At 46.7% G+C, this 11776-nt stretch carries 7 protein-coding genes, 3 pseudogenes and 1 riboswitch; of the genes and pseudogenes, 5 read left to right on the forward strand and 5 right to left on the reverse strand.

Translation table 11 applies throughout. The annotated features are described in order from the left end of the window. Positions 1 to 104: 104 nt before the first annotated feature. The 4 genes from qoxD to qoxA are packed head-to-tail and all read right to left on the reverse strand — an operon-like array spanning position 105 to position 3944. Entirely contained in the window at positions 105 to 392 is a 288-nt protein-coding gene (gene qoxD, locus LQV63_RS13065; RefSeq protein ID WP_233697042.1) for a cytochrome aa3 quinol oxidase subunit IV, read from the reverse strand. Position 393: 1 nt separating this feature from the next. Then, entirely contained in the window at positions 394 to 990 is a 597-nt protein-coding gene (gene qoxC, locus LQV63_RS13070) for a cytochrome aa3 quinol oxidase subunit III (RefSeq protein ID WP_019423374.1), read from the reverse strand. After that, positions 987 to 2930, reverse strand: a complete 1944-nt coding sequence (gene qoxB, locus LQV63_RS13075) for a cytochrome aa3 quinol oxidase subunit I (RefSeq protein ID WP_233697043.1) — start codon at positions 2928 to 2930, stop codon at positions 987 to 989. The genes qoxC and qoxB overlap by 4 nt, the downstream gene beginning before the upstream one ends. 27 nt (positions 2931 to 2957) lie before the next feature. After that, positions 2958 to 3944: a cytochrome aa3 quinol oxidase subunit II gene (qoxA, locus tag LQV63_RS13080; RefSeq protein WP_233697044.1), complete on the reverse strand. Its 987-nt coding sequence runs from the start codon at positions 3942 to 3944 to the stop codon at positions 2958 to 2960. 655 nt (positions 3945 to 4599) lie between these two features. Here qoxA and LQV63_RS13085 point away from each other — a divergent pair. The 4 genes and pseudogenes from LQV63_RS13085 (at position 4600) to LQV63_RS13105 (ending at position 8280) form a co-directional block, all read left to right on the forward strand. After that, positions 4600 to 5454 (forward strand): sugar phosphate isomerase/epimerase family protein, encoded by an 855-nt coding sequence (locus tag LQV63_RS13085; RefSeq protein ID WP_233697045.1) that lies wholly within the window; start codon positions 4600 to 4602, stop codon positions 5452 to 5454. A gap of 25 nt (positions 5455 to 5479) precedes the next feature. Beyond that, a pseudogene (locus LQV63_RS13090) lies at positions 5480 to 6510 on the forward strand (Gfo/Idh/MocA family protein). Between the two features lie 172 nt (positions 6511 to 6682). Then, positions 6683 to 7030: pseudogene (locus LQV63_RS31410) on the forward strand (MFS transporter); the annotation flags it as partial. 224 nt (positions 7031 to 7254) lie between these two features. Further along, positions 7255 to 8280: pseudogene (locus LQV63_RS13105) on the forward strand (glycoside-pentoside-hexuronide (GPH):cation symporter). A 148-nt stretch (positions 8281 to 8428) separates the two neighbouring features. On the opposite strand, the gene LQV63_RS13110 reads toward LQV63_RS13105, so the two are convergent. Continuing rightward, positions 8429 to 9124 (reverse strand): GGDEF domain-containing protein, encoded by a 696-nt coding sequence (locus LQV63_RS13110; RefSeq protein ID WP_233697046.1) that lies wholly within the window; start codon positions 9122 to 9124, stop codon positions 8429 to 8431. A gap of 411 nt (positions 9125 to 9535) precedes the next feature. After that, a riboswitch (cyclic di-GMP riboswitch) is annotated at positions 9536 to 9624 on the forward strand. Between the two features lie 148 nt (positions 9625 to 9772). Here LQV63_RS13110 and LQV63_RS13115 point away from each other — a divergent pair. After that, a partial coding sequence (locus LQV63_RS13115) for a vWA domain-containing protein (RefSeq protein ID WP_233697047.1) occupies positions 9773 to 11776 on the forward strand: 2004 nt, incomplete at its 3' end.

Here is an 11776-nt window from a genome sequence, read left to right on the forward strand (position 1 = left end):
TCCCCATACACAGGTTTTATTATTTCACCTGTCTACCGTAAGGGGAGCATATCAAGTCGTTGACTTCAAGGATAGCCTTTCAATTGTAATATCTGCTTATTCTCTTACAAGTAACCCCAGATCATCGTGAACAGTGTACCGAACACTGTTACTAGACCTACGAACAGCGCATAGAAGATATTCGTGTAGTTCGAGGCCTTGTTGGACTTGTCCTCGTCAATATGCATGAACATAATCAACTGCACGCCTGCTTGAATCGCTGCACAGACTAGCAGGATCGTAAGGCCTGTTGCGAAGGACATATCCCAGACAATGACGGCTAGCGCAACCAAGGAAAGGATGAGAGAAAAGACATATCCCATCACATGACGTATCGGGAATAGTTGTTTCATGTCACATCAATCCTTTCAAGTATACAAAGCTGAAGATAAAGATCCAGACGACGTCCAGGAAGTGCCAGTACAGCGAGAAGATGAACGACTTGTTCGCCGTATCCCGCGTAAAGCCTTCACGCTTAATCTGAATCATCAGGCCTGATCCCCAGAGGAGACCGAGCGTTACGTGCGCACCGTGCGTACCCAGCAGGACGAACAAGCTGGATAGGAATGCAGATGTCTGAAGCGTTGCGCCTTCATGCACATAAGTGACGAATTCATAGATCTCGATGCCTAGGAACCCGAGACCTAGCAGCAACGTAATGGCGAAGAAGATCAATGCTGGCTTCTTCAGGCTGAGACGCATGCTGTGAATCGCAAGACCGCAGGTGAAGCTGCTCGTCAGGAGCAGGAACGTTTCCAGCAGTACTGGTTTAATCTGAAATATTTCTTGAGCCGTCGGGCCATTGCCCGACCGAGTCCATAGTGTAAAGTAGACGGCAAAGAGTGTAGAGAAGAGCACAATCTCCGCACCAAGGAACAACCAGAAGCCGAATATACGGTTGCTGTTCTCTTCCGTCTGGTATTCTAGCGGCAGCGTGTTATCGATCTTCATGCTTTATCACCCCGCAATTGTTGTTCCGTCTTGTTAATTTCCTTCACCGGAATATGGTGTCCATGATCGCGCTCGAAGGAACGCACGGCAAGCATAATCACAATCGCAATACCCGATATGATAGCCGGTGTCCACCAGCTGAATATCATGAAGAATCCGAAGAAGAAGAAGATAACGCCAAGCACGAACGGCTGTCCGTTGTTGTTAGGCATATGAATCTCTTCGATCTTGCCCTCGAACAATGGTTGTTTGTTCTTCTTCCAGAACCAGAATGCATCCAGGCTCTTCACGTTAGGTGTAATGGCAAAGTTATATTCCGGTACCGGGCTGTGCGTTGCCCATTCGAGCGTGCGCGCATCCCACGGATCGCTTGTTGTATCTCTTGGTTGATAACGGAAGCTCCAATAAATGTTGTATACGAGAATGGCGAAGCCGATAGCAAGGGCTGCCGAGCCTATTGTAGCAATCAGGTTCAGCGGACCGAAGCCGGTGCTCTCAGAATAAGTATACATACGGCGTGTCATGCCTTTCAGCCCCAAGAAGAACAATGGCAAGAACGTCACGTTAAAGGAGATCGCGATAATCCAGAAGCTAAGCTTGCCAAGACGTTCGTTGAGCCGGAAGCCGAACAGTTTCGGGAACCAGTAGTACATGCCGGCGATAACCGCGAATACTGTGCCCGGAATCAACACGTAGTGGAAGTGAGCGACCAAGAACATCGTATTGTGATACTGATAATCGGCGCTCGCCATCGCGAGCATAACGCCGGTTACGCCACCGATCGTAAAGATTGGAATAAAGGCGAGCGAATACAGCATCGGTGTCGTAAACTCGATCCTGCCCTTCTGCAAGGTGAAGAGCCAGTTGAATATTTTAACCCCTGTCGGAACCGCGATTGCCATCGTGGTAATGGAAAAGAATCCGTTAACCATGGCGCCGTGACCCATCGTATAGAAGTGATGCGCCCATACGAGGAAGGACAAGAGCGAAATAGCTATCATACTGACGACCATCGATTTGTAGCCGTACAGGTTTTTGCGTGAGAAGGTCGAGATAATCTCGCTATAAATACCGAACGCCGGCAAGACTACGATATATACCTCAGGGTGACCCCATACCCAGAACAGGTTGGCCCATAGCATATCCATACCGCCGTCGGCCATCGTGAAGAACTGGGAGCCGAACATGCGGTCGAACATCATAAGCGCCAATGCTACTGTCAATACAGGGAAGGCGAAAATGATAATGACACACGTAATAAGTACAGACCACGTAAACATTGGCATACGCATCAGCGTCATGCCAGGCGCACGCATCTTCAGAATCGTCACAATAAAGTTGACGCCTGTTATCAACGTACCGATACCGGCAATCTGCAAGGCAATGGAGTAGAAGTTATTGCCCACGGATGGGCTCAGCTCGATGCCCGCCAACGGGAAGTAAGCGGTCCAGCCTGCATCGGGAGATCCCCCGATAACAAACGAAATGTTAAACAGCATTGCTCCGGCGAAGAACAGCCAGAAGCTGACTGCATTCAACCGCGGGAATGCGACGTCGCGCGCCCCGATCTGGAGCGGAATCACGACGTTCATCAAGCCGATAATAAACGGCATCGCCATAAATAAAATCATAATGACACCGTGAGTCGTAAATACTTCATTATAATGCTGCGCGTCCAAGAACTTCATGTCTGGTCCGGCAAGCTGTGTACGCATCATCAGCGCATCTACACCGCCGCGGAACAGCATAATCAACGCACTGAGGATGTACATAATACCGATTTTTTTATGGTCAACGGTAGTTAGCCATTCACGCCATAGATAGCCCCATTTTTTAAAATAGGTCAAGCAGAAGAGGATGGCTAGCGACACGAGGACGATACTGGCCATAGCGCCGTAGATCATCGGTTCACCGGTAACGAAAAATTCGTCCCATTTCATACTCAAAGAACTCCTTTCTGGTTCGTTCTAGTTGCCATGCTGAGAATGGTCGGCCTCTTGATTTTCCATCTCGGAGTGGTCCATGTTGGAATGGTCCATAGTCGAGTGATCCATCTTAGAATGATCCATCTCTTTATCCGTTCCTTCATTGGAGTCAGCGGCAGGAGCTCCATGGTTATGTCCTCCATGTTCTCCCTCTGGCGCCGGTCTGAATGTCAAGTGTGTGGAAGTATACGTCTTCCGGCCCACATGATCTGCTTCCAGCAAGGAATTAAACTCTTGTTCGGTCAATTCGGAAGCTGTCTGCTTCACTTCATCAATCCATTTCGTGTAGCCGGCAGGTGACATCGCCAATACTTCGAATTCCATGTGGGCAAAGCCTTTACCCGAGAAGTTCGAGTTCTTGCCTACAAATGATCCTTCGTGTTCAGCTACGAGATGGAGCCTCGTCACCATATCGCTCATAGCGTACTTCTGACCACCTAGCTGAGGAACCCAGAAGCTAGTAATCGGTCCGAAGGAATACAAGCGGAACTCTACTGGACGGTGCGTCGGAATGTTGACGTAATTGACCGTCTCAATGCCTTCCTCCGGATAACTGAAGTGCCACTTCCAGTTCGAGGATGAGGCGTAAATAATGAGCGGCTTATCGCTTTCATAGCCTTCAGGCGTCTTCTCGACAGCGTAGGTGCTGCGAACTGTGACCACGGACAAAATAATGACGATAATGACCGGAATCAGAGTCCATGTAATCTCCAGCCATTTGCTGCCCTCCATATGCGGCGGCTCGTAATCCGGTGCCGCTTTGGAAGCGCGGTACTTCGTTAACATGTAAATATAAAGGACGTAGACGACGAGCAATACCACAGCCATAACAATCATGGAAAAAATAATGACGTCAGACTGTGTCTTGGCCACTGGACCTTTCGGGTTCAGAACAGCTATTGAATTACACCCGGTCAAGAGGACAAGAAGAGCTGCAAACAAACTGATTAACAACCCTTTCTTCTTCATAACGTACCCCTTTCTCTCTAAGATGTGCTTTAGTTGAGCTATGAAAATGACAAATGTCGTATAAACTTGATCACATCTATATTAGTGAGAAGTTATTTTGGAAACAGCACATAAAGTGCACCATATTTACCATGAAAAACCATTCTTTTTAGATCGACCCGGGTGTTCCATGACATTTATCTCTCAATTAAGCTCGTTTTCTCGTAAATTCTTGCGATTACGGCGACTTTTCATTTTGTTCATAATTGGTGCTGCAAGACCCCCACTTCGCAATATTGTAACAATTAAACCGCCTTCATGTGACTTTTTTCACTAAAAAAGACCCGGGTTTAGGGTATATGCGTTCGTATCTGGAGGAACACAGATGGAGCCTCAGTTTGACCACTTACCGCACGTTATGAACCGTTTGTTGATAACTCCGTTTTTTTCCAAACAATCATAGGCACCCCGTTTCTGACCCCAATTCAGTTCGTTCTCCCAAAAAGCATTGACCAATAAAAAAGTGTAATATAGAATGAAATCACACAAATGTAATCCATTACATTAATAAATAAATCTAATATAAAGCAAAATAATTATTTTTATGTAATCTGTTACATTTTCGTCTATTATTGTCCTTTTACATTTGTGAATTCACTTTATGGGAGGACTATTTATGAGTTTGGAATTTGGACTACAGCTCTATTCAGTACGGGATGAATTGACTAAGGATTTCAAAGGAACATTGGAAAGAGTTGCTGAGATAGGATATAAAAATGTGGAGTTATTTTTCCATGATGCCAACAATATTGGGGGGACTGTTGGCGGCTTGAACCCTGCTGAGCTGAAAAAGGAATTCGGCCGCGTTGGATTGAAAGCTGTTTCCGCCCATATCGATTTGGGATTTTTAGTTCAGGAAAATGCAGAACAAATCATAGCCTATGCCAGAGAAGTCGGGTTTACTTCAGTAGTGATTGCAATCGCTTTCTTTAGCAATAAACAAGAAGTTCTTGATCTGTGCGCGAAATTAAATCAGGCCGGTGAGTTGTTTAAGAAAAACGGACTTCAGCTGTATTACCATAATCATTTTGAAGAGTTCCAGAAATTTGACAATCAATATGTACTAGACATCATCTTGGAAAATACGGCTGAAGATCTTGTAAAAGTTGAATTTGATACGTATTGGGCATTGAGAGGCGGAGTTGATCCTATTGAATATTTGCAGAAGCTGGGGGACCGCTGCGACCTTCTTCATCAAAAAGACTTGCCTGCTGATGTGAAGCCGGTGAATTTATTTGAAGTAATCGGTTACGATGCCAATATCGATATGGAATTGATGGTCAAGCTGCACAAAATAGATTATTTCACGGAGGCCGGGCAGGGCATCATGGACATTCCCGCGATTGTGGAAGCGTTTAAAAGTAAACCGGAAGCCAGATACCTGTTTATTGAGCAAGATTGGACGAAAAAGAACCAGCTAGAAAGTGTCGAGATCAGCTATAAATATATTTCTAATCTATTCCAATCTTAAAGCTGTAAGAAACGGGAGGACGAGAATGAGCACATTAAAAATAGGGATTATAGGCTGCGGTGGAATCGCCCATGCAAAGCATTTGCCAGCCTTGGCCAAATTGACAGATCTTGCAGAAATGATAGCATTTTGCGACATCATTGAAGAACGTGCCGAAATTGCTGCCAAGCAATATGGTGTTCCAGGGGCGAAGACAGCTCTCATTCAACCATTACAGTCGATGCTCTTAAGGCAGGTAAGCATGTGATGTGCGAGAAGCCGATGGCCATTAATTCGCAGGAAGCCAAAATCATGCTCGATGCCGCCGAACGAACAAGAAAAAAGCTAACCATTGCCTATCAAAATCGGTTTCGTGATGATGCTTTGATGCTGAAAGAAGCCTGTAACGATGGATACTTGGGTGATATCTATCTTGCCAAAGCCCATGCAGTCCGCCGTCGGGCAGTTCCGACATGGGGCGTGTTCATGGATAAAGAAAAGCAAGGAGGAGGGCCGTTAATTGATATCGGAACGCATGCTCTCGATCTTACGCTGTGGTACATGAACAATTATAAAGTGAAATCCGTGTCTGGTTCGGCATTTCACAAGCTAAAAGATCAAAACAGAGCCAATATGTTCGGAAAGTGGAATCCTGACAAATTTGAAGTGGAAGATGCCGCTGTTGGATTTATTAAGATGGAAAATGAGGCAACGATATTTCTCGAGTCTTCATGGGCCCTAAATACGCTAGACGTCCGCGAAGCAATGACGACACTTTGCGGAACAAAGGGCGGGGCGGAAATGCGCCGTCATCCCATTGAAGGGAAACCGGCTTTGCATCTAAACAGTGAGATGTATGGAAAGCTCGTCGAAATCAAGCCTGAAATGAATTCCTCGATTCCATACTACGGCTCCCAAGAGGTAACCGAGGCGGACCGTGAAGCCAGACAATGGCTCGAGGCTATTATTGAAGATAAAGAACCACTGGTAAAGCCTGAAGAGGCCTACGTCGTGACAACGATTCTGGAGGCTATTTATGAATCTGCCAGAACAGGCAAAGAAGTAATACTGAATTAATTAAAATGATCTCGTCCTCTACTTGTATAAGTATAGGGCGGGATATTCTATCATGCAGAGGCTGCGCAATCCTATCCCTATAATCAAAAATGTAAGGGATTACATCTTGTGCGAAATCCGGTTTTCGAAGGCCATGCAATTACGGTAGGGATTAATGAAGGAGGTTCACCTCATGGGAAACCAGGTTTCATGGAAAGAACGAATTAGTTACGGCCTCGGGGATACGGCTTCCAACCTCGTCTTTCAGATGATTACGATGTACTTGATGTTCTTCTATACAGATGTGTACGGATTGAATGTGGCAGCAGTCGGCACATTGTTCTTAGTGGCGCGGATAATCGATGCCTTCGATAGTCCGATCATCGGGGTGCTAATCGACCACACCAATACGAAGTGGGGCAAATCGAGGCCTTATTTTCTCTGGCTCGCGGTACCGTTTGCCGTCGTTGCGGTGCTGACATTCATGACACCGGACTTCGGCGATACGGGCAAACTTGTATACGCTTACGTCACTTACATTACCGAACGTATCAGTGTTTATGCGGGTTTCACACGCATCGCGACAGAGTTGGTGCGATTAACATCATGCGTCAACCTGGGGCAGATGGTAATAGTCTGTCAGCCTAAGATGCTAGATGCACTGTCTTAGGACGGGCTGATGGCACAGCCCTAAACTTAGCAGTTTTCCAAACCAGAAATGGACTGCGGAAGCACCAACTAGCTAAGAATCCCACGGCTTTAGCCGTGTGGAGTGTCAAACTCGGTATTTTGTATGCGGCAATTAATCTGCCGTTGACATCGCTCTTGCCGAGCATGACGAGCAATTCGCAGGAACGTACGGTCGTCAACTCGGTCCGGATGATATTCGGTCAACTGGGCGGCCTGGTAGTCAGCATCGGCGCGCTTCCGCTCGTAGCGGCTCTTGGCAAGGGCAATCAGCAGCAGGGCTTCCAGTGGACGATGGTATTGTTCGCCTCGCTCGCCACCGCATTCTTTTTCATTACGTTTGCGAATACGCGTGAACGGGTCCAGACGGCGAATGGAAGCCAAGCTGTTCCGTTCAAGGAAGGCGTCAGGGCGCTGAAAGGCAATCTGCCTTGGTGGCTTCTGCTCTTCATTAACGTGTTCTTCTGGGTTGCTTTTACGAGCAAAGGTCAGTCTACCGTATTTTTTTAAAAATACAATTTTAGTCGCGAGGATCTCGTTCCGCTCGTTAACGGTCTGAATGTGCTTCTGCTGGTTGGCATTGCGTTAATGCCGATGCTGTCGAGACGAATCGGCAAGCGGAATACGGCGCTATTTGGTATGGCCGTCGGCGCGATAGGTCAGATTATCGCTTACGGGGCCGCAGTTATGAGCTCTATTCCGGTTCTGATCGGAGGCGTAATTATAGGCAATGTCGGTATTGGATTTACAGCAGGCCTCTTGTTCGCGATGCTGGCAGATACGGTTGACTACGGTGAATGGAAGCCCGGCGTCAGAGCCCAAGGGCTGTTGACGGCGTCAAGCTCCTTTGGCGTAAAGTTCGGCATGGGGATCGGCGGTGCATTGGCAGCGTGGGTTCTCGCCATTGGCCACTATGTGCCGAACCAAGAACAGGCCGCTTCAAGTCTTGCGGCCATTCAATTCAACTTCGTATGGATGCCGTTCATCTGCTTCATTATCTGCGCTGTGCTGTTGCTGTTCTACAAGATGGATCATGTCGAGCAGCAAATGATTGGCGAACTGGAAGCGAAGCGTCAAGGCGGCGAAACCACGATTCAAGCTTAATGAGCCGCTGTACGTCGCGATGGGGACCGGGCCGCAATATGATAAGCTTGGCAGCGATAGAGCGCTGTTTTATGTGGACTTGTCGTCGCAGTATTGCATATTTGTGTATACGATATTATCTATTAGGTTGTGTGGCTTGATGAGAGATTTACCTTTTTGCAGATTGAAGCTGAATGAGTGTTTGGGTTATACGTTCTGTTGTGTGGCGTAATTTCTTTTTGTGATGGTACATTCTGCAGTCTGCTATCGAGATGAGATCATACAGATGCTCTCCCTCATCCGGGTATACGGCATGACCGAATGAGCAAGATACCTGTACGGTTTTGTCGTCAATACAGCCATGAATAGTGCGCTGAAGGTGATTCTGCAGCAGCTTCATACCTGATTCATCTGTGCAGGGGATGATTAACAAAAATTCGTCCCCTCCCCATCTGGCAACGTAGCCGCTTCTGTGAACGACGGAGCTAAGTGTTCTGGCTACCTGCCGTAATATGCGATCTCCGATATTGTGACCGAGCCGATCGTTAATTGACTTGAAGTTATCAACATCGATTAGAAAGATATATAATTTTTCTAGTCGTTTGTCTGCTGTATTTTGCAGTCCCGGGAACGCATCCATGATATATCTGCGGTTATAAATATCTGTGAGTGCATCCTTCTCGGAGTCATGGACCGCCATGTCATAACGTTTTCCTAATCGCCATCCCAAAAAAGCAAAAAGAATAATGGTGGACATGTAAAGTTCCTCACTGTAATCGTCGAAGAAGTAATTATAATTATAAAAACAGAGTGATGTTGCCACTATAATCAATACAAGTATGATTCTTCCTTTATATTTCGCCATGTCATAACATTCTCCCCATAAATTGAATGATATTTCTCCACGTAAATAACAAGCTATCCGCATCTAAGAGAAGCAGCAGGGCGGAACACGTTTACCAGTCCTTATACTAATCAACCGGAAGAATAAAGGAAATCATCCACCGGTGGAGATGAGGGGTGGATTTATTAAGTAACTGCTTGACGTATCTGGTTCGATAGTATTACGATAGCGACATCTGATTGAGGTGCTCTTTATAGCTCTATTACGAGGAGTGATGCCCGTTCTGGAGCGAGGGATTGAGGTTAGAGTGGGCATAAAAAATTTTTCATAACCCCATTGACAAAAAGGTACTCGTGAAATATATTGAGCTTGTTAGTTCTTAAATACTAGGTTTAGAGGCTTATTTTCGATTCATAGTTAGTTGCTGTTTACAATAGAATACGGCACACTAATCGAAAGATTAGGTCGCAAAGCTTTGGAGTCTAATAGTCGCTCTGACTAATGATCGTCCGGCTGCATTTAACAATTATGTTAATGTAGCCGGGCTTTTTTATTTATGTGGAGTTCTCAACTCAACGGAATTTCCGTTCCGTAGAGCTATATAAATAAGAATGAGGAGGCAAGTAGAACAGGTAAAGGAGGATTTAAATGAAAAAATGAGGTGGATACATGAAACGTAGATTAAGATTGGCCGTTACATGGTTGTGCATGTTGTCGGTATTTTTCGGGTTTATGCCCAATACCCTTCCAAGCGCAGCGGCAGCCGCGAACTCGGGGGATCTGATTTGGCCTAATCCAGGGGCGGTCAAGCTGACCAAGAGCGCTGAGCCCACCGGGACCAAGGGCGAATGGGAGATTACGCTGACAGCTGAGGGGAAAAACCTCAAATCTGGCGGTTCCGATGTCGTTCTCGTCATTGACAAGTCCGGGAGTATGAACGATAAACAGCGGATGACCAAAGCCAGAGATGCAGCGAATAAGTTTGTTGACAATTTGCTTGTCAAGGACTCTACGACACGAATAGCCGTCGTTACTTTCAACAAGGCTTATCAGGAAGTTTCCGGCTTTAAAGGGGCCGACCAAAAGGATGCCTTAAAACAAGCGATTCAAGGTATTAAAGCAGACGGCGGGACGAATATACAAGCAGGCCTTCTCCGTGCCCGCACGTTGTTGGAGAGGAGCAATGCTCAGAACAAGGTCGTTGTGCTGTTGAGTGATGGCGAACCTACATACAGCTACAAGGCTTCTACTGCAGCCAATCATACATGGCCTGGCGGGAAATACAATTTTATCCTTTCGAATTTCAATTACAACAATGTTATTGGATCAGGTTCAAGTTACGGATTAGGGCGGTACGAGTATGGACTCGATTACGACTGGTGGAATGGATACAAGTGGAACATCAGTGATAATGGCATTGGTACAATTTCTGAAGCCAGGCACGTTATTGATTCCGGCGTTAACATCTATTCCATAGGTCTTGATGTCGGCAGTAACAGCAATGCCACCTATGTCCTGACCAACAGTCAGAATAAGGGCTACTACTCTTCCAACAGTTCGGAGCTCGAGAAAATCTTTGCCGAGCTGGCAAGCAAAATTGCCTTTGCGGCCGAGAACGCCCAAGTCACCGATCCGATGGGTGACATGTTCGACCTGAAGATGAAGGGCGACTCTCTGAGCGAAGAGGATTACAAGGCTTCACAAGGCACGGTGACGTGGAATTCGGCTACGGAGACATTTACGTGGAATGTCGGCAACATCGTAGAAGGCACTCCGGCGACACTGACCTACAAGGTCGTTATGGATCAGTCTAAGAACCCGGATCCGAATGGGCTGTACCCGACGAATGGCAAGACGACGATGAACTATACGGATGCGAACAGCCAACACACTGCGAAGGACTTCGAAGTGCCGGAAGTAAGCTTCGGTAAAGGCTCCATCCTCGTTAAAGGCTATAAGGTCAATGCCGAGGGAACTCCGGTCAATGCGGATGGAGAAGTCGTCGAAAGGCCAGATTTGGCGGAAGAACTGTACAGCGATTATTTCAAGGTTAACGGGGACAAAGCGCTTGATATAGGTCAGTCGTATTCTGTACCTGCGCCATCGGTTGATAACTATCATTTGAAGGTCGGTACGAATCCTACAAACGTTGATTTGACGCTGAGCAAGCCTTCACAAATCATTTGGTTCGGATTTACAGATGCTCCGAGCAAGTTGACCATTGTGCATCAGGCCGGAGATAAAGTGTTCGAAAGCAGTGAAGTGGATAAAGCACCGGGGGAATCCGTAGACGTTGGCAGCAAGACTTTCCCTGGGTATCATTTCACGGATGTCGTGGTCAGTGAAGGAAGCGGCTTGAACGTAAGCGATGGTCGTGTAACTGGCGTGATGCCTGGCAAGAATGTAACCATTACATTCAACTATGCCGCCAGTGAACAAAGCGTAACCGTGAAGTACTATAAAGAAGGAACAACCGAAGAGGTGCATCCTTCGAAGAGCGTATCAGGCAAAACGGGCGACACAGTTAAGCTGGTTGCGGAGAAGGTAGCAGGATATAGCGCAATGGCTCCATCCGAGGTGGACTACAAGTTCACGGTGGAAGGCAAGCAAGAGCATATCTTCTACTACACTGCAGGCGAGCAAAGCGTGACGGTGAAATATGTAGATAGGGAA

Origin of the sequence: Paenibacillus profundus (assembly GCF_021369635.1) — a bacterium.
GTDB classification, from domain to species: domain Bacteria; phylum Bacillota; class Bacilli; order Paenibacillales; family Paenibacillaceae; genus Paenibacillus_B; species Paenibacillus_B profundus.